21 protein-coding genes are annotated in these 18917 nt (G+C 58.0%); 12 read left to right on the top strand and 9 right to left on the bottom strand.

All coding sequences use genetic code 11. The annotated features are described in order from the left end of the window. Positions 1–8: 8 nt before the first annotated feature. Complete coding sequence (locus QQG91_RS15360; protein WP_285772430.1) at positions 9–1964, top strand: TRAP transporter permease; 1956 nt, start codon at positions 9–11, stop codon at positions 1962–1964. Between the two features lie 86 nt (positions 1965–2050). Here QQG91_RS15360 and QQG91_RS15355 read toward each other — a convergent pair whose 3' ends face one another. Next, positions 2051–3058, bottom strand: coding sequence for a site-specific integrase (locus QQG91_RS15355; RefSeq protein WP_285772429.1), 1008 nt, complete (start codon positions 3056–3058; stop codon positions 2051–2053). A 479-nt stretch (positions 3059–3537) separates the two neighbouring features. On the opposite strand from QQG91_RS15355, the gene QQG91_RS15350 reads away from it, so the two are divergent. Next, entirely contained in the window at positions 3538–5208 is a 1671-nt protein-coding gene (locus QQG91_RS15350; RefSeq protein ID WP_285772428.1) for a hypothetical protein, read from the top strand. Between the two features lie 99 nt (positions 5209–5307). On the opposite strand, the gene QQG91_RS15345 is transcribed toward QQG91_RS15350, so the two are convergent. Further along, positions 5308–6183, bottom strand: a complete 876-nt coding sequence (locus QQG91_RS15345; protein ID WP_285772427.1) for a metallophosphoesterase family protein — start codon at positions 6181–6183, stop codon at positions 5308–5310. A 16-nt stretch (positions 6184–6199) separates the two neighbouring features. Between QQG91_RS15345 and QQG91_RS15340 the strand changes: the two genes are divergently transcribed. The 3 genes from QQG91_RS15340 to QQG91_RS15330 all read left to right on the top strand — a co-directional run bounded on the left by QQG91_RS15340 (position 6200) and on the right by QQG91_RS15330 (position 7831). Continuing rightward, positions 6200–6448, top strand: a complete 249-nt coding sequence (locus QQG91_RS15340; protein WP_285772426.1) for a helix-turn-helix domain-containing protein — start codon at positions 6200–6202, stop codon at positions 6446–6448. A 251-nt stretch (positions 6449–6699) separates the two neighbouring features. Next, on the top strand, positions 6700–6993 hold the full coding sequence (locus QQG91_RS15335; protein ID WP_285772425.1) for an alpha/beta fold hydrolase: 294 nt from the start codon (positions 6700–6702) through the stop codon (positions 6991–6993). 205 nt (positions 6994–7198) lie between these two features. Next, on the top strand, positions 7199–7831 hold the full coding sequence (locus tag QQG91_RS15330) for a tyrosine-type recombinase/integrase (RefSeq protein ID WP_285772424.1): 633 nt from the start codon (positions 7199–7201) through the stop codon (positions 7829–7831). 161 nt (positions 7832–7992) lie between these two features. Here QQG91_RS15330 and QQG91_RS15325 read toward each other — a convergent pair whose 3' ends face one another. From QQG91_RS15325 to QQG91_RS15305, 5 genes are all read right to left on the bottom strand, one after another. Next, positions 7993–8280, bottom strand: coding sequence for a copper-binding protein (locus QQG91_RS15325; protein WP_285772423.1), 288 nt, complete (start codon positions 8278–8280; stop codon positions 7993–7995). A 12-nt stretch (positions 8281–8292) separates the two neighbouring features. Then, positions 8293–8760 carry a cupredoxin domain-containing protein gene (locus QQG91_RS15320; RefSeq protein WP_285772422.1) on the bottom strand — a complete coding sequence of 156 codons (468 nt, stop codon included), beginning with the start codon at positions 8758–8760 and terminating at the stop codon, positions 8293–8295. Between the two features lie 18 nt (positions 8761–8778). Further along, entirely contained in the window at positions 8779–10107 is a 1329-nt protein-coding gene (locus QQG91_RS15315; RefSeq protein WP_285772421.1) for a multicopper oxidase family protein, read from the bottom strand. Between the two features lie 9 nt (positions 10108–10116). Continuing rightward, positions 10117–11526 (bottom strand): TolC family protein, encoded by a 1410-nt coding sequence (locus QQG91_RS15310; protein ID WP_285772420.1) that lies wholly within the window; start codon positions 11524–11526, stop codon positions 10117–10119. Between the two features lie 258 nt (positions 11527–11784). Next, positions 11785–12126: a hypothetical protein gene (locus QQG91_RS15305; protein ID WP_285772419.1), complete on the bottom strand. Its 342-nt coding sequence runs from the start codon at positions 12124–12126 to the stop codon at positions 11785–11787. Between the two features lie 51 nt (positions 12127–12177). Between QQG91_RS15305 and QQG91_RS15300 the strand changes: the two genes are divergently transcribed. The 7 genes from QQG91_RS15300 (at position 12178) to copM (ending at position 16924) form a co-directional block, all read left to right on the top strand. Further along, positions 12178–12624: a hypothetical protein gene (locus QQG91_RS15300; RefSeq protein WP_285772418.1), complete on the top strand. Its 447-nt coding sequence runs from the start codon at positions 12178–12180 to the stop codon at positions 12622–12624. A gap of 80 nt (positions 12625–12704) precedes the next feature. Further along, positions 12705–13136: a c-type cytochrome gene (locus tag QQG91_RS15295; protein ID WP_285772417.1), complete on the top strand. Its 432-nt coding sequence runs from the start codon at positions 12705–12707 to the stop codon at positions 13134–13136. A gap of 9 nt (positions 13137–13145) precedes the next feature. Further along, positions 13146–13487, top strand: a complete 342-nt coding sequence (locus QQG91_RS15290) for a copper resistance CopC family protein (protein WP_285772416.1) — start codon at positions 13146–13148, stop codon at positions 13485–13487. Between the two features lie 2 nt (positions 13488–13489). Continuing rightward, positions 13490–14356 carry a CopD family protein gene (locus QQG91_RS15285; RefSeq protein ID WP_285772415.1) on the top strand — a complete coding sequence of 289 codons (867 nt, stop codon included), beginning with the start codon at positions 13490–13492 and terminating at the stop codon, positions 14354–14356. Positions 14357–14364: 8 nt separating this feature from the next. Next, positions 14365–15660: a multicopper oxidase family protein gene (locus QQG91_RS15280; protein ID WP_285772414.1), complete on the top strand. Its 1296-nt coding sequence runs from the start codon at positions 14365–14367 to the stop codon at positions 15658–15660. Continuing rightward, positions 15660–16088: a c-type cytochrome gene (locus QQG91_RS15275; RefSeq protein WP_285772413.1), complete on the top strand. Its 429-nt coding sequence runs from the start codon at positions 15660–15662 to the stop codon at positions 16086–16088. The genes QQG91_RS15280 and QQG91_RS15275 overlap by 1 nt, the downstream gene beginning before the upstream one ends. A 323-nt stretch (positions 16089–16411) precedes the next feature. Further along, complete coding sequence (gene copM, locus QQG91_RS15270; protein WP_285772412.1) at positions 16412–16924, top strand: CopM family metallochaperone; 513 nt, start codon at positions 16412–16414, stop codon at positions 16922–16924. A gap of 171 nt (positions 16925–17095) precedes the next feature. On the opposite strand, the gene QQG91_RS15265 is transcribed toward copM, so the two are convergent. Next, positions 17096–17854 (bottom strand): ABC transporter ATP-binding protein, encoded by a 759-nt coding sequence (locus QQG91_RS15265; protein WP_285772411.1) that lies wholly within the window; start codon positions 17852–17854, stop codon positions 17096–17098. Beyond that, entirely contained in the window at positions 17851–18909 is a 1059-nt protein-coding gene (locus QQG91_RS15260; RefSeq protein WP_285772410.1) for a FecCD family ABC transporter permease, read from the bottom strand. The genes QQG91_RS15265 and QQG91_RS15260 overlap by 4 nt, the downstream gene beginning before the upstream one ends. Positions 18910–18917: the final 8 nt, after the last annotated feature.

Here is an 18917-nt window from a genome sequence, read left to right as displayed (position 1 = left end):
CCTCTGGCTTGGCCGCTTTCGTGTGGCCAAGCCTTCCCGATGCGACCTGCGAAATGGAGGAGACCATGCGCGCCGTTCTGTCCCGCAATCCCGCTCACGCCCTTGCTTTTGTGATTGGCGCTGCGTTTATCGCCTTTCAGGTTTGGCTTTTGTTTGATGCCCAGCAACCTTTGCTGGAACGTCCGGTTCACCTGACGGCGGCATTGATCCTTTTGTTTCTTTATAAGCCATTGAAGATCGAAGCATTTCCGCGCTGGTTCTGCGCTGTCATCGACGGCGCGCTGATCCTGTGTGCTATTGCGGTCTTGGGATACTACATCACGGGCTTCGAAAGACTGACGACACGGATGGAGAACGTCTCTCCGATCTTTGTCACGGATATGGTTTTCGGCGGCCTTATGGTCCTTTTGCTTCTGGAAGGGTCTCGCCGCGCTGTGGGTATGATCCTTGTTTGGGTGCTGCTCGTCTTTATCGCCTATGCTTTCTGGGGCGATATTCTTCCCGGTTGGCTGCAATTCAGGGGTTTCGGCATCGAAGCGGCAACCGAGATCACAACGATGACAACGGCGGGTGTGCTTGGCATCACCACGTCGACTTCGGTCAGCTTTATCTTCTACTTCATCCTTTTCGGCGCATTCTATGCGGCTGTCGGGGGTGGTCAGCTCTTCATCGATCTGGCGATCCGCGCGGCGGGCCGTGCGACAGGCGGCACGGCAAAGGCCGCGATCATCGGCTCTTCCCTTATGGGGTCGATTTCGGGGTCCGCAGTGGCCAACGTGGTTTCTACGGGTGTTTTTACAATCCCGTTGATGAAGAAAACAGGAGTGCCCGATCATCGCGCTGCAGGGATCGAAGCCATTGCCTCGACGGGTGGGCAGTTGATGCCCCCGATTATGGGCGTGGCGGCCTTTATCATGGCCGAACTCTTGGGGATGCCCTATGCACAAATTGCTCTTGCCGGTCTCATCCCTGCGGTTGCCTTCTATCTTGCGCTTCTGTTGGTTGTCGATCTGACGGCTCGCCGTGATGGAGTGCGCGCCATGAGCGCCGCTGAAATCGCCGATATTCCCGCACTTCTGCCGCGCTTGCATCTGATCGTCCCGCCGCTTTTGCTGATCGGTTTGTTGGTGAGCGGCTATTCGGCGTCCTATTCTGCGGTGCTTGCGTCCTTGTCTTGCCTCGTTGTTCCCTTTTTGCGCCGCTCCACATGGATTGGTCGCAAAGAGATCGTCGAGGCGCTGCGAGAGGCTCCGCGTCAAGCGGCAGAAGTGGCCGTTCCGATTGCGGCCATCGGGATCATTATCGCCGTGGCGGTGCAGTCGAACCTCGCCCTCAAATTCGCGGGATCGCTTTTGACACTTTCCGAAGGCTCGATCTATTTGTCGCTTATGCTTGCCATGGTCGGCTGTATCATCATGGGTATGGGGCTGCCGACGGTTGCCGCGTATATCATCGGTGCCGTTCTCTTTGTTCCCGCCATCCAGGATCTCGGGATCGAGCCTTTGGCCGCCCATTTCTTCATCTTTTATTACTGTGTTCTGTCGATGGTGACGCCGCCGGTGGCTCTTGCCTCCTTTGCAGCAGCTGCTGTGGGCCAAGCCTCAACAGTCAGGACCTCACTCTCTGCTTTTGGCCTCTCGCTGGTCGCCTTCTTCGTCCCCTTCGCTTTCGTGTTCGACACAGGGGTGCTTGCGCAAGGCTCCCTTGCTCGGATCATGTTCAGCGCATTGTCTCTGCTGGTCTCGACAGCGCTTTGGGCCGTGGCCTTTGGGGGATGGGCAGGAAGGCCGCTCGGTTGGTCGACAAGGCTTCCGATCGGATTTGCAGGGTTGATCGCCGTCATTGCCCCATCAGGATCGACGCCTTGGCTGGTTGCCTTGTGTTCGGGTTGGGCGCTTACGATCGTTGTTGCTCTTCTGTCGCGTCGCTCTCGATCGGGCGCACTCCCCAATCCCGCAGAATAGTGACCTGATGGTGAGGTGTCCTTTCCTACATTGGGAACTTTAACGCATCGCTGCGACTGCGGAGTTGGCCTGACGGGCGGTCGTGTCTAGACCCGCCAGCGGGCAAGTCGCACCAAGTTTCGCTCTTCGTTTGGTGTGATCCTGACCGTTGCGACTTGGTGTGGGGCTGGGTTTGCCGTCCGAGTTCTGTCTCGGTGCGCCCATGCGCCTTGTGCTTTGGCGTAGTGCTTTGCTGCTGTGCGTGTTGTCGCGTGGCCGCAAAGGGCGGCGAGGGTTTGGAGGGCGGTGCTGCCTTCGTCTTCGGCGAGTGTTTTCTTGGCGTTTGCGATGAATTGGTGGCGGAGCGTGTAGAAGCAGATTTTGAAGTTTCGGCCTTCAAAGACACGTTTGCAGGTGTCGGTCAGAAGTTTGCTCAGGGACTTGATCGCCTTCTGGAAGGCCTCTTTCGTCGCAAAGGTGTTTGCCCATTTTGCAGTCTCAAGGATTGCGGAGTTGGCCTCTGCACTCAAATGATCAAGGTGGATATCGCGCGTTTCGCCGTTGCCGCGTCCGTTTGTGGTTTTGGCGCTTCGGACCTGAAGAAGGGGCGAATGTTCACCTTTCGGGAAAGTGACCCCGAACCATTCGATCGGGCGTAGCCCGAGGCTGATCTGTGCGATCATGAGGTTGGCGAGGACGCCCCTGTTGGCCACATTCGAGGGGCGGCGCAGCGCCCCCAGGAGCGCGTCGAAGTCCTCCTTGCTGATCTTTTTCTCCTTGGCTGCAGAGGTGCGGTTGGTCCCGCGGGGCAGGGCGCTTGCGGCTTGAAGCTTGGCCTTTGCGCGGTCCGAGAGGAGATCGTAAAGGACCTCGTCCTGCCACTCGCCCGTGGTTTCGATCCAATAGATAATGGCGGCTTCATACTGACGCCATGTGGCCTTTTTCACGGTCGGTTTCAGGGCGGTGAAGTGGTCGCTCATCTGCCGCTCGGTAGGTCGGGTCCCGGGCCCGAGACCATGGCGCTTGCGGACCTTTTCCACCATCTGCGCGATGCGTTTGCGATAGTCCGCTTCTGTTTCGGGTGTCCGTGTTTGCGGCGGGAAAGTCGTGCTCATCATGTCCTCCGTTCGGGTGTGGAGGTGAGATGCGTTTTTTCTTGCAAGTGACCGTATGTGGGGCGGGGTGCTTGCGGCGTCCCTGTCAAATTTAGGTTTCTTTCATTGAGGCCCTTCACAGGAGCTTTTGGCGTGCGTGCCGGTTACGCTAAAGTCGTTTGGCTTCCTACCCAGCGAAGCCAGTGGGCAAGGGGGCCTGCCTCCCATGAGTTTCGCCCCAACGAGCCGCCCGGATTGCCCTGATGGGATCGCACCAAAAATGTAGAAGTAACGTTGAGGTCGCCCCCAAAATCCTCGTTTCAAGTCAGCTTTTGCATCTTCATGAGCGGACCTGCGCAGATGCTTTTCAGCTCTCTGAAGATAAAGCCGCAAGGATTTGAACTTTCCGCGATCGACCAATTGCCCGTCGAGAAAGCTTTAACACATTCGCAAAGGTCTCGACCCACCTCCTGATCGAGCTCGATCAAAAGGGAGGAGAGATGAACATAAGTGAATACAGCAGTGCGGGCGAAACCTATCGTGCCCGCCTTCGGGTTAAAGGCGATTTCAGGCCAACGGACGAGTGGATTGAACCGGAACCCGAAGAGGTCCTTGAGGTCATCGAGGACCTACATGAGCGCGTGAGCAAAGCGCCCATTGCCGCGGCTATCATCACCACTTGGCAGGCCACAAACGAGGCCCTTGCCACCGCGCTCCTTGATCTCGAAGCCCCGATCCCTCGAGCCGAGGCCATCGCCCTGCTGTCTGCGGTCTTTGTCGATCCCGCGCAAAAGGTGATCGATGATCTCGCGGCGGGGCATCGTGCGCTGCGAGATGAGGTGGTCTTTGCTGCGCTGCGTGCGGCGGGGGTGCCTCTGATGCGGACGGGGGATCCCGATCCTTCGGTTTGGGTCGGCATGATCAGCCGGATCCTACGACAAAATCGGTCGATGAGGCTGCGAAAGAGGGTCTATCCCTCGGACCGCTTTGCTGAGCAGCAGAAGATGTTTGCGTCGCTCGCCGCGTTCAAACGCTTTGGTTGCGCGGGGGATGCCGTCTTTGACGTCTGGCACGATGGGGACGGGCAAAGGGTCACGCTTGCCAGCTTCAAGGAAGATGTCGACCGTCTGACCGATGCGCTTGAAAATCTGCGCCGCCGCATCACGTCTCTGACCTCTTCTGCAGCCGAGGTTGTTTTTGTCGGGCTTGAAGTGCTGCCGGAGGAGAGCGGGCAGGCCTTTGCCCTCCGTTCGCATCTGATCGTGAAGCGGAATGGTGCCGTCGATGCCGCCGCCCTCGGCACGGCGATGACCCAGAAGCTCGGCCGTGATCTGACCCTGATCGAGGCGCCGACATTGGCCGAGATCGAAGGCCTCGTCTTTCGCTCGGGCGATATGCTTGCGCTCTCCGAATGTGAGCACTCTGTCATCCCGCACTGTGCCGCCCTGATCGAGACCTGCAAGCTGCAGCGCCCCTGCGGAGCGTTCCGAACATGGCGGGCGAGCGAGGTCGGCACATCCTCGGTGCCGATGCTGGTCAGGATGCAGGGTGGACCGATGGCCTTGCTGGTTCAGAAGACTGAGGAGAAGGAGGTCCCCGTTGAGGACACAAAGGAGGATTGCGAGGGAGAGGTCCTGGAGGACGAAGAAGAGGCCGAAAGCGAAGGGGGAGGGGACCCCGAACCCGAAACGGCCCCGCCGCCCCGCAAACCAAAGCGCAATGTGAAATGCGGCCTAAGCGTCGGGCTTTTGGGCGGGTCTTTCTTTTATGAACCGATTGTCCGCATCCGCGACTATGACCCAAAGTCCAAGGACCCCGCAGACCAGAAACGCTTGGCTGAGTGCTTGGGCAGCCCTCTGGTGCCGGAGTTCGAAAGGCGCATGGGCCTCCACGCGAAACGGGCCAGAGACCTCAATCGATATCTTGCGGGGATTACAGCCGATTTGGCGGGTCTCACGCCCGAGGATGCCATGGAAGCGGTGCGGGTCATCCTCGCGGCTATGCTGGAAACGGAGGACGCGAGTGCATTGAGCAAGGAGAGCCTCAACCCCTCAGGCCCCCTTGGATTTATGAGCCCTCTCTTCGACCACCGCTACGGCCCAGCCCCCCAACTCCGCAGGTCCGAGGTCTTCCTCCCCGCCTCGAGAGACCTCCAAGCAGGGAATAATTAGGGTGGGGCTCAATGCCGCTCCGCCACTCGTGATTTCGGCGGGTCGCTGTTGCGCGAAGCGGCACGCCAAGCAGCGCACGAAAATGGGCTCTCCAAATCGCTATTCGAACTCTTTGTCTTTGTCGTCCTCGGTCTGCCATGAAACGTTGCGATAACCTACTCCATCCTGAGTGAATTCCTGTCTGACACCCGTATGCGCATAGACCCATTTGAAGGGGGCAAACTGTCGCGCAAATTCATTCAGATCGCTGGTATCAAGAAACGGGAGCGGCGCATAACGTGGGAGCGCCCGAAGGGTTGGGGCGTGATGCGTGACCACAATCGTCTCGCCCTTGAAAGGCTTGGCCAGTTCAGACTTCAGCCATCTGAGATGGTTCAGGTGAAGGGCAACAAGGTCTTCCGGCATGGTCCAACGCTCTGGGCCGTCGCCGACGGTTATCATCGTCTTTAACTCGGGATAGAGGAGCCGCGCGGCGTAGAGTGACTCGTCGAGCGTGATCCCCGGCGGCTCGAAATCCGTCCACAATGTGCAGCAAAGATAGCGCTTGCCCCTGTGGTAGATCACAGATTTTTGGGCAAACTTCGCACCGGCTTCGATCACAGGGATGGACAGATAATTGTCGGAAAGAATTCCATTCCAGTAATCCTTGTCGCCGGGGATGACATGGACCTTTGAAAGTTCGACGTACTCTTGCAAGAGCGCGAGTGCTTTGCAGATCGGCACAAACCGACCATCTGTCAAATCACCTGCGACAATCAAAAGGTCGATCTCCGAGACGTCGATTTCGTCAAACAGAGTGCTGCCAAGCCCGTGGTCGTGATCGATGTGAATGTCGCCGACGATCGCCACGCGATCGCGCACGAATGGGGATGGCTGAGGGCTTCTTTGGTTTCGCATCATAAAGCTCGCTTTGAATGAAGTCTCGCAGGTTCTGCGCTGAATGTCTCTTAAAACAGGTAGAGTTAAAACCGACAACGCGCAAGGTGCCACTATGAAGCGCGTTCCCAAATCTCCCCTTCGTGAAAGGCTGGCAACGAACCTTCGGCTCAAACGGGCCGAGCTGGGTTGGTCACAAGAAAGACTGGCCCATGAAGCCGGATTGAATAGGACCTATCTCAGCGCCGTTGAACGCAGCGAGCAGAACATCTCGATCGACAATCTCTGGAAGCTCGCGACTGCGCTCGATACGGCGCCTGAAATCTTGTTGTCTGTGCCCGCGAAGGCTGTTGAGAGAACGTAGCGGCTGCGTTCGTGTGTATCTCGGTCCAAGGATGGAAAGCTGGGTCACTAATGGATGGTGCGCGTTTGTCCTAGGAGTTTGAGGCGTTTTCGGCCCTAACCTGCCGTTCAGTCCCTGGCCGACCGCCGCGGTGCAACTTCACCAGACCGGCCATTCATCCATCGCGCTGCATTTTATGAAGATGAAGGTCGGCAGTGCGGACCAGCGAGCGACTGAGCGCAGGTTCTGGTCAGGACTTTGACGAAACCTACATGCGCAGACGGATCGGACAGATTCTTGCGCGCACTTCCAGTCCTGCCAGCATGTTCAATCATGCGACGCTTGGCACAAGAGAGGACTGGACCGGCCGCTTTCGCGACATTGCCGTTCCGGTTCTGATCCTCCACGGTGCGGATGACCCAATCTTACCGGTTGAAAACGGAGAAGCCCTGGCTGCTGGTATCTCAGGGTCAAAGTTGATCATACTGGATGGCGTCGGGCATGAACTTCCTCTGCTCAGAGTTGAAACAATTGCTGACCTTGTTGCGAGTGGTATCCGACAATAAGGCGTTCTTCGATATTCTTTCGGACCTTTAGCAATCAGCCATTCGCTGCATAGCGGAAAAAGGTCATCTTGGGCTCGGAGCGGTCATGCGGCACTGCGGAGTGTTTTGTCCGACTTGTTCGCCTTTGTGGGCGGCGAGTGTGGTATGATCGGGTATCGGCAGACTGCCGATGGTGTGGTGGGCGTGGTGGATAGGAGGAACCATTATGCCAACTACAAACCTGCCTGCCATTCGTGCTTGCCGCCCTGCATGGAACAAAGGGCGCATCGTGGGCCAGAAGCGCCCCCTTGCACCGAAACACGTATGGGCGATCCGAGTCCGCCTCGAGATCGCACAGAAAATCCGAGAGCTGGCGCTTTTCAATCTCGCCATCGACAGCAAATTGCGGGGCTGCGACTTGGTGAAACTTAAGGTCGCTGATGTCTACGCGGCCGGACAGGTCAAGTATCGCGCTTCGATCGTCCAGAGCAAAACCCGTAAGCCTGTCAGCTTCGAGATCACCGAGGGGACGCGGAAGGCCGTCGCGGCATGGCTTGAAGAGCCTTTAATGATCGGATCGGAACATTTGTGGCCGGGCCGTTTCCACGAGCGCCTTCATATTTCCACAAGGCAATACGCTCGTTTGGTGCGTGAATGGGTGACCTCAATCGGCCTAGAACCGAGCGCTTATGGCACCCACTCCATGCGCCGGACCAAGGTGGCACAGATATACCGCAAGACCGGCAACCTACGCGCGGTTCAGCTTTTGCTCGGCCATACAAAAATGGATAGCACGGTGCGCTATCTCGGCGTTGAGCTCGAAGATGCACTGACCATCGCGGAGGCAGTGGAAATCTAAAGGCCTGGGCCGTCGTAATAGACGGCCCTCTTGCTGACATTGCTTCCATACTTCTTTCGCGACAGCTTTGCAGGTCTCGGCCTTTCCTGGCCTGCCTGACTTATGGTCGTTGAAGCTGCAAGGATGCGTCAGGGCATGGGCACGCCCCGACGCTATTGGGATCATTCGGCGACGAGCGACGTAACCGTCAGTCGACCGTTGATGCGGTCGGCCTCAAATGTGATGGCATCGCCAACGCCAAGACCTTCGATCATGGCCGCATCGGCCAGCCGGAACACCATCGTCATGGCCTCCATTTCAAGGTTCGGGATAGCGTCATGGGCAATCGTGATCCGCAGGGGTTCAAGCGTGATTTCTTCGATAACGCCATGGATCATCTCCTGCGCAAGCGCGGGAAGTGCTGCCAGCGACAGAAGCGGGATCAAGGCGAGTTTGACGATTTTGTTCATGTTTTACTGCTTTCAGTTAACGTTCAGGGGACCATGCATGCCGGACTCCATATGTCCGGGGATCAGACAGGCGAATTCGAAATTGCCGGTCTGGCTGAAGGTCCAGACAATCTCGCCGGTTTCACCGGGAGCAAGGCGGACCGCGTTCGGATCGTGATGCACCATGTCGGGTTTCATCATCATCACCTGCGCGTGTTCAGCGTTGCCGTCCATGGTGTCGATGACCATCTCGTGGTCCAGATAGCCCTTGTTGGTTACGACAAAGCGGATGGTTTCACCGGTCGTCACATCGATTTGTGACATGGAAAACGCCATGCCACCGCTTTCGGGTTCGAACATGTCGACCTCGATCGTGCGAGTGACATCGGCGGGATTACCGGGCCGACCGATTTCCCAGTCGTCGGCATGGGCATGACCGCCGTCGGCCATAGCGGCCGAAGCGGTGACAAGCAGTGCAGCAGTCAAAGCGAGAGTTTTCATTGGTTTTCCGTTTGGTCGTTATTTGGTGAATGTCGTGCGAGGGCTGTCATTGCGGGTCGGTTCCGGCAGGTCGCCGGTCCATTCCTGCGCCTCGGTTCCGGGGGGATTTTCGTACCAACCCGGATCGCTGTAATCATCGGCCGCGATGTCCGGACGGACTTTGACGACCGAGAACATGCCGCCCATCTCGATCGGGCCATGCGGTCCCCAGCCGGTCATCATCGGGACGGTGTTGGCGGGCAAGGGCATCTCCATCTCGCCCATCTCGGCCATGCCTTCGGACCCCATCGCCATATAGGACGGCTGGTGCTGGCGGATGATCTCGACCGAGCGCGTCTGGTTCGCGCCGATCATCGTCGGCACATCGTGGCCCATGGCGTTCATCGTGTGGTGCGACTTGTGACAGTGGATCGCCCAGTCTCCGGCATGGATCGCGTCGAATTCGTAGGCGCGCATCCCGCCGACGGGAATATCTACGGTCACTTCGGGCCAGCGCGCCTCGGGGCGGACCCAGCCGCCGTCGGTGCAGGTGACTTCAAAGTCATAACCGTGCATGTGGACCGGATGGTTGGTCATCGTCAGGTTGCCCACGCGGACGCGCACGCGGTCGTTCTGACGGACCACCAGCGGATCGATATCGGGGAACATCTTGCTGTTCCAGCACCACAGATTGAAGTCCGTCATCGTCATGATGCGCGGCACCGACGATCCCGGTGTGATGTCGAACGCATTCAGCAAGAAGGCGAAATCGCGGTCTACCGGCATGAAGGACGGATCACGCGGATGTACGATGAAGAGGCCCATCATGCCCATGGCCATCTGCACCATTTCGTCCGCATGCGGGTGGTACATAAAGGTGCCGGACTTGATGAGGTCGAACTCGTACATAAACGTCTTGCCCGGCGGAATACCCGCATGGCTTAGCCCACCAACCCCGTCCATGCCCGAGGGCAGGATCAACCCGTGCCAATGCACCGTCGTGTGTTCCGGCAAGCGGTTGGTGACAAAGATGCGCACACGGTCGCCTTCGACCGCTTCGATGGTCGGCCCGATCGAGCTGCCGTTATAGCCCCATAGCCGCGCGACCGTGCCCTCGGCCAGTTCGCGTTCGACCGGTTCGGCAACAAGATGGAACTCTTTGACGTTCCCGTTCATGCGCCAAGGCAGCGACCATCCGTTCAGGGTGACAACGGGATTATAGTCGCGACCGTTTGACGGGCGTGGCGGCACTTGGGTGCTTCCATCGCCCGCCACAGGCGCCTCGGGGATATTGACGTTCGACGTCTGCGCCAGTGCGGAGGACCCCACCAGCAGGGCACCAGCGCCTAATAGCTGTCTTCTGTTCATGGTTTTCTCCTATCGGGCCGATGGCACGCCGCCATAAAGGACGGCTTTCATGTTGGCGTCCGCGCGCCAGTAGTCGGCCCGTGCCTCTGCTTCGGCCAATTGGGCGTCCAGACGTTCGCGGATGGCGTCCAGCAATTCGGCAGGCGACTCGATCATGCCGTTGTAAGCGCGCAGGGTTTGCGCCTCGTACTGCTGGCGCAGGGGAACGAGGGTATCGCGGTAATGACGCGCCAGTTGGTGCGTTCCGGCCAGTTCCGCGTCGGCAGCACGCGCTTCGGACCTGATCTGGACGGCTGTCGCCGCTAGTTCATGCGCGGCGCGTAGATAGGCCATTTCACCGGCGCGATGGCGCGCCTGCCCGCTGTCAAAGATCGGAATCGCAATCTCTGCATTCAGGCGCGGTACGGTCTCGGAGGTCACCGACCCGCTACTGCCATCGAAACTGGTCTTGAGGCCAGCAGCAAGGTCCAGATCGCTAACATAGCGGGTGGCGCTGGTCAGGTTGTGTTCCGCCGCGACCGCTTCAAGTTCGAGCCGCGCAATCGCCAGATCGACACGGCCAGTCAGGGCTTGTGTCTCGGGGTCAGCGACACGCGCGGGGCGCTCGGGCAAAGCAGGCAAGGCATCGGGGACGTAGTACTGCGTGTTCGTTCCCCAAAGCCCCAGAACCTGCGTCAGATGCTCTTTCGCGATCTGAGCGTCCAGCTTTGCCCGTGCCCGTTCACCCGCCAGCTCCGCATGTAGCGCCTGATCCTGCGCTTGAGCGGCAGCATTCAGATAACCGGTCTGACCCAGTTCGACGGCCAGATCGGCTTGCGCTTCTGCCGTCCCTTCGGCTTGGCGCAGGACCGCAGCAGCCTCGAACGCGGCGACAGCATCGACCCACGCGGCGCGTGCTTCGGCAGCGACGGCTAGCGTTTCGGATGCCGCCTCCAACCGTGCCTGCTGTAGCCGTTTTTCCGCAATCGCGTCACGCTGGCCACGGGTGGCGAGTGATAGCAGATTGCCAACAATCAGCCCTTCGATCGCATTGACCGCAAGGCCGTTCACACCGATCCCCGTGAATTCCACGGTGGCGGACGGATTGGTGTCCAATGTGCCCTGCCAGATTTCGGCGGTCGTCAGTCCCAGATCCGCATAATGCGCCTGAAGCCCGCGATTGTTCAGAAGCGCGACCTGCACGGCGGTGTCCGCGTGGATGGTCTTGCCCTGTATCATCTGGCTGACACGGGCCTGCGTGGCCGCAATGGTTGCCGCATCCTGCAAGAACACGGTTTCGGCCCCCGTGGCAACGCGCGTGGTAGCATTGATCTGCCCCATCCCGCTTTCGCGGTTCGATAGATCGGCGATAAAGGATGCATCGGCGCATCCGGCCAGCGCGAACGCACTGACAGTCAAGGTAAGGAGCGGACGCTTCATTCTGCATCCCCCCATGTGCCAGGGGTGACGACACTACGCGACTCGTAGCCGGAAAAGAGCGCGACAGCAGATGATTGACCGCTTGGGCCATACAGGTTCGCCGCCTCGAGTCCCATCGAGGCCGGCGCGGCCAATGGCATTGGTTCCGCACAACCGGCAAGAACCAACGGCAAAGCCGCCAGTAGTTTAAAAGACATGGATAATCCCAAAGATTGCTAGATCACAACCCGCCCATCGGCGGGCCCTGCGAAACGGCAATCAGGCGCGGGGTGGCCGTTCGGGAGCGATTACATCCAAACCTTCGGGAACGGTATTCGCCATCAGAAAGTAGTGCGTGTCGCTGACCGTATCGATCTGGACCAGAGCACATTCGACACTGATAAATGATGCGCCGCAGGCAACAGAATTACAGCAACTACTACCATCGGCAGAGCCACTGTGATGGGTTTTGTCACTGGCATCATGTGCATGATCCGCGTGCGTATCGACATGCACATCGGCAGTCTGGGCACCGGACATCATTGCATGCGCCGCCTGACCGCCGAACATAGTCGCGGTCGACAAAACGATGCAGAAAATCCAGCGAATCATCAGTGACATGTCGCGACGCTATTTCGACAGCAGCGTAACGCGCAATAGGCCGAAAGGCGTATGCGGTTCACATTTACGCAGCCGGTTTTTGTGATGAACAATAAGGCGTTGCAGTCCCGCAATCCCGCCTGCGTTGCCAATTGCCATGTTCTGACATACGTTTTCCGCGTGACTATGCACCGCCTCATAGCCATGGCCGTTTCGGCCATCATGCTTTGGACGACGATCGTTACGGGAAGCGAAGCATTTGCGATGACCGCCGATTGTCACGACGGGCATTGCCACGAGGTGGTCGCTGATGACGCAGGCAATCCTGACATTAATGCCCATGGAGACGTTGCAGGTGACGCGTCCTGCTGCGATCAGATCAGTTGTCATGCATTCGCTCTTCCAAAGCTGGATACGGCTGTTCTGGCGAACGTCACCGCATTTGCTTTTGTTGGGTTTGTCGAACACCGGCATGATCTTGACCGGCCTGACATGATCGACCGACCACCCAGCGCCTGATCAAATCGTCGGCCCAGAGGGAGACCTCTGGTTCAAAATCCGCGCATGATGCGGACAGATTTGATTTGTCAGGTAAAACAATGAAATACACCTATCTCCTGATCGGGGCCGTTGTCGCTATCGGCGTTGCGATCCCTATGCTTACCCAGTCGAACAAAACGCCCGAGGCGCAGGTTGCCGCAGCAGGCAACCCGAGCGGCCTTGTCGAAATCCAGATGCCAGAGCTTTCGGGCAACGGGCCTATCGGACGTACGATCTTCGAGAATGCTTGCGCCAAGTGTCACGGCCAGAACGGCGTCGGGAATGCCGAGGCCGGACCGCCGTTGATCCACAAGATCTACGAACCCAATCACCACGGCGACGAGAGCTTCCACCGCGCTGTCACGATGGGGGTCAATTCGCACCACTGGCAGTTCGGCAATATGCCCGCAGTCCAGGGTCTGAGCCGCGGCGATGTCGCCATGGTCGTCGAATACATCCGCCAGATCCAACGCGCGAACCGCATCAACTAGGAGGACATCATGAAAAAGATCATCGCTCCATTTGCATTCGCCACTATGGCAACCATCGCGTCCGCTCATTCGAGTGTCGACAGCACCACTCCGGCCAACCAAGAAGTTCTGGCCGCTGCACCCGCTCAGATCACGTTCGATTTCGCGTCAGAGATCAGAATGACACGGGTCAACATGACCCATGACGGCGGCACCACGGTGAAGCTGGATCTAGGCGATCAAAAGACATTCCGTAGTGACTTTATCCTCCCGCTTCCAGAAGCCGGATCAGGTGAATATCTGATCGAATGGCGTGCTTTGGGCAAAGACGGTCATGCATTGCAGGGCTCGTTTTCGTTTACTGTAGAATGACCATGATCGACGTTTGGGAATTTGCGGCGATCATCACAAAACTGGCGCTTTATGGCGGGGTGCTATGCGGGACAGGCCTGATAATGGTCAGCGTCTGTTACCCCCAAGAGGTTACCTCGGTGCGCAACCGGTTGCGGTGGGGGATTGCCATTTCTTCGCTACTTCTGATTGTTGCGTCCGCGTTCAGTTATCTGTTGCGTGCCGCTGCGCTGACCGGTGGCGTCGACGGCATGGTCGATCCTGAAATGCTGGGATTGCTTTGGCAAACACCTGTCGCGGATGTACTGGACTATCGAAGCTCGGCCGCAGCCATCATGTTGCTAGGATTGGCAATTCCCATGATCGGCCATTGGGTTTCCCTGTGCGCCGGCATTGTCGCGCTCTGGTCCTTTGCCCAGATCGGTCATGTTCAGACGCTGGATCAAACATGGGTACGCACGCTGCACTTGCTTCACTTACTTGGCGTCGCATTCTGGATCGGTGTCCTGCTGCCCCTGCATGACTTAGCGACATCAAACGGACGCCTTGCCGATGCTGCCCGCCTCGGGGACCGGTTCGGCGTGGCGGCGAGCGTGATTGTCCCCCTGCTTCTTGTCGCTGGCGGGATTTTGGCGTGGCTGTTGGTCGGCGACTTCGGAACGCTACTCCAGAGCGCTTACGGTCGGACGATTCTGGTCAAAATCGGCTTGGTCGGGCTGGTACTTTTGCTCGCCGCAGCGAACAAATTGCGCTTTGTACCTGCGATGATGGCTGGCAACGCGCAAGCCGCAGGCCATCTTGCGAAATCCATCCGGATCGAAGCGCTGCTTATCCTTGCAACGCTTGCGGCAACTGCAACGCTGACCAGTGTTGTCACCCTGCCAGAGTGAGAAAGTACATGAAAAGACGTGATTTCCTTTGGTCCACGATCGCGGCAACATTGGCGCCGCGCGTTTCGCTCGCGACTGGCACACCCGATCTGGTCGCCCAGACTGTAACGACGCAGATCCTACCCGAGGGTTCTTATCCGCCCAGCGAATTGCTTGGTTTTAACGGATCGGTTCCCGGGCCCACACTCGGGGTCAAGCAAGCCGAGACCTTTTCCATCCGGCTGCGCAACGACCTTACAGAAGGAACTGCTGTCCATTGGCATGGTGTCCGGCTGCGCAACGACATGGATGGTGTTCCGATGCTGACGCAAGACATCGTCGATCCGGGTGCGACGTTCGACTACCGGTTCAGCGCTCCGGATGCGGGAACCTTTTGGTATCATTCGCATTACCTGTCACACGAACAGGTCGCGCGCGGATTGATGGGACCGTTCATCGTCGAAGAAAACGAAAAGCCGGATGTCGATCACGACATCGTTGCGATGCTTGCAGACTGGCGGTTCGATCAGACAGGAGCTTTGGCCGATGACTATGGCAATATGCACGACGTTGCCCACGCGGGGCGACTTGGGAATTATGCCAAGGCATTCCTGCCGGACGTTGCTTTGCAAAAAGGTCAGCGCATCAGGCTGCGGCTGATCAATGCCTCGGTCGATCGTGTGATGCCGCTTGAACTGCGGGGCATTGATGGCAAAGTGGTCGCTCTGGACGGCATGCCTCTCGCCACACCGCGAGACATGACAGGATTGGTCCTTGCCCCCGCGCAACGGGCGGATGTGATTGCAGATGTCAGCGACACCGTCGAGATTCTGCTGGTGTCTAACTCAGACACCTTCGCTCTAGGCGCGTTAATGATTGATGGCCAGGTGCCAAAACGCTCGTCACCTGTTGCGCCTCTTCCACCGAACATGTTTGCTGTTCCGGACAAGGTCAGCCAACATCTGACCTTGAAAATGCAAGGCGGCGCGATGGCCCGCGGGCACGGCGGCGATAACATCTGGGCATTTAACGACAACTCGGATTTGCAGTCTGCTCCGTTCGGCACCCTTTCTCGCGGAGAAACTGTCAGGATCACGTTGGTGAATGACACCGCCTTTGCCCACGGCATCCATCTGCACGGGCACCATTTCTACGAGTTGGCCGAGGATGATTCCTTAGGCGACTTGCGGGACACAACGCTGGTTCAAGCAGGCGCCAAGCGCGACATCCTCTGCGTTTTTGATAACCGGGGGCGATGGATGCTCCATTGTCATATGCTCAGCCATTCTGTCGGAGGCATGAAAACATGGGTGCAGGTCGACTAGTGTTCATTGCCGGAATTTGCGGGGCCACCTTGGCAGGCCCTGCTTTCGCTGACCACGAATTTGCAGATGCCGACCTTGATGCTGGAAAGCAGTTGTACGCGGACAATTGCGCTGCCTGTCACGGTCTTTCGCTGGAAGGGCAGCCGCATTGGAAGAGTGCAGGCCCTGACGGCATCCTGCCAGCGCCACCACATAACGAAAGTGGTCACACTTGGCATCATGACACCGGTCTTCTTGTAGAATACACCCGCCTAGGCGGCCGGGGCGCCTTGGCCGCACGCGGCATTCCTGACTTCAATAGCGGCATGCCTGCATTCGTAAAAGTCCTGACCGAAAGGCAGATTTTAGAGATACTGGCCTATATCCGATCCTCATGGTCCAAAGATGCAAGAGCTTTCCAAGCCAGCAGGACCCATGAAAAGGAATGAAATGCTTTCACTCCGAGAGCGCACCGAAACGCGCTTGGACCTCGGTGGCATGCTAAATCGTCTTGGGGTTCGGGATTGGAATTGCTTCGGTAGTGATAGACGAAAGCTGACCTTCGCGTGCCACGCCGCGAATGTCCACTTTCCGCCCTAAATGCTCTAAAATGCGGCCGCTTGCGTCAGTTGTTCGCGACGCGGAGATTTGGGAAAACAAATACTGAATGATGTGATGAATGGCTAGCGTAGGTAATTAGTCTGGCGGTCTGGATGCTCTCGAGGCTGTGATCCATTAGTATTTGACCCTCCGGTTGCTGGAAGGATTATCTATGACTTGGTTGGGTGTGCTCAAGCACCCTCAGCGCTCAATCTCCAAGGAAAAACGCAAAATGAATTTTGTGAAATTATCCGTCGCATCAGCGCTCGCAGCGGCAGCATTCTCGCTGCCGGCTTTCGCTCAAGATACTGAATTCCAGCTTCCCGAACAGTGCATCACGTCTTCCACGATGGGTGAATTGGACCATTCAGCCATGGGCCATAGTGATGAAATGTTGGCGCCTGACAGCGCAGACCTCAGCAACTCTCCTGAACATGTTCAGGAGAATATGCGAAAGATGATGATCACCATGCCTGCCATGGAGCAAGGTATGATGAATGAAGATCCAGATGTCGCATTCGCTTGCGGCATGCTTGCGCATCATCAAGGTGCCATCGACATGGCGCAGGTTCTGCTCGACCATGGCGATGACCCCGAAATGATCAAACTTGCCGAGGAAATCATGAAAGCACAGGTCGGCGAAATTGAACTTATGAAAAATTGGCTAGCGGCAAAAGTGAACTGATTTGAAACGGGCTGCAGAGTTGAAAACTGTGCAGCCCTTTTCAAGAGCGTTCATTTATGGAGTGCCTCGGCCATAGACCGTTCTGGGCCGCCACAAACCGCGTTAATAAGTCAAACCGTGTCGAAGCGCGGCTTCGCCAAGTTGGAGCTTCCTAGGACTGCCAATGGTTGGTTAGTGGCCAATAGCAGTTCCGTCCACGATCATCATGGGGCAGCCACGAGAACAGGATTCGACCCGTGCGGTCACGCCGTAAAGTCGGCGGATCAGGTCTGGTGTCAACACCTCGAGCGTTTGCCCTGTCGCAATGATTTTACCGCCTGCCACCGCGACGGTCTGCGTGCAGCGGCGCATTACCTGGTTCAGATCGTGCAGCGCTAGTATCGCAACAGCGCCTGTCTCGGACACGTAATCACGCAAAATGGCGAGAACTTCGTGCTGGCGGAACAGATCGAGAGCCGAGGTCGGTTCATCCATCAAGAGCACCTTTGGCTGTGTCACTAGCGTTTGCGCGATCGACACCAGTTGTCTTTGCCCGCCAGACAGTTCGGTCAGGTTTACGCAGGCCAGATCGGCAATCCGCAAACGGGTTAACACATCGTCGACGGCTCGTAATTCGATCGGGGACAGGCTCCAACCTCCCGAGCCCTGTTTCAGCGCGAGGATGACACTTTCATAAACTGTGAGCGCGGCGTCCATTCCGGTGTCTTGCGGCATATATCGCAGGTCCTGCTGTTCGGCACCGGTGATCCGGACGGTGCCTTTGCCGCGTAATTGGCCCGCAATCCGGCGAAACAGGGTCGATTTCCCTGCAGCATTTGGTCCGACAAGGGCCGTAAGAACCCCGCCCTCAATCAAGGGCATATTGGCCTGCGCATAGATCACTTTGGACCCGTAGCGGGCTTCGACGTTTTGAAGGGCAAGCGTTATCATGATTTGCGACCGCGGGTGAGGATGAGTGTTGCAAAGAACGGCACGCCGACCAATGCGGTTATGATGCCGATGGGCAGCACGGCTCCGGGAAGGAGGGCTTTGGACAGCACCGATGTGGCCGACAGCATCAGGGCGCCCGAGAGAATGGAACCCGGCAGAAAGAACCGTTGATCCTCGCCCAGCAATAGCCGCGCGATATGCGGGCCGACGATGCCGATAAAGCCGATCGTGCCGACAAAGGACACGGGGACCGCGGCCAGCAGCGACACCAATAAGAGTGTTTCCAGCCGAATACGGCGAACAGGCACGCCCATTGCGGCGGCGCGTGTTTCGCCCAGCCGGATCGCGGTGAGCGACCATGCGCGTCGGGCGAAGAGTGGGGCGCAGACCACCAGAATGATCGCGGTGACAGCGACCTTGCTCCATGTCGCTTTGGTCAGGCTACCCATGGTCCAGAACACGACGGCCGCCAGCGCCTGCTCGGACGCGAAATACTGCAATAATGCCAGCGCCGCATTGAAGGTGAATACCAGCGCGATCCCCAGAAGGACGATGGTTTCGACCGTCACGCCGCGCATACTGGACAGGGCAAAGATCAACAGCGCTGCGAGCATCGCCATCGCGAAGGCATTGATCGGAACCATAATGGAGAGCGCCGCCGGAACCAGTGCTACGCCCAGCACCATTGCCAATGCTGCGCCAAAGCTGGCAGCGGCGGATAGTCCCAATGTGAATGGGCTGGCAAGGGGGTTTGCCAGGATGGTCTGCATCTGCGCGCCCGCCAGCGACAAACATGCACCGACTGTGACGGCGAGCAGGGCCATCGGCATACGGATGTCCCAGACAACGACGCGGATCTGGATTTCGGCCTCTGTCGGGAACAGGAGCGTTCGGATGACGTCAGCCAGCGGATAGCGCGCTGGTCCAAGCGATACGTCGATTGCCACAGACAAGAGCAGCGCTGCGCACAGCATAGACAGAACGACAATCCGCCGTGCCACCAGTTTGCGATAGGAAAAGCCCGTGGCGGGCAGTGTTGCGGTCAGATCGGTCATGACACCCC

This window comes from Marivivens sp. LCG002 (genome assembly GCF_030264275.1).
Classification (GTDB): domain Bacteria; phylum Pseudomonadota; class Alphaproteobacteria; order Rhodobacterales; family Rhodobacteraceae; genus Marivivens.
Note: the sequence above shows the minus strand (reverse complement) of the source record. Positions and strands in the feature narration are given on the sequence as shown.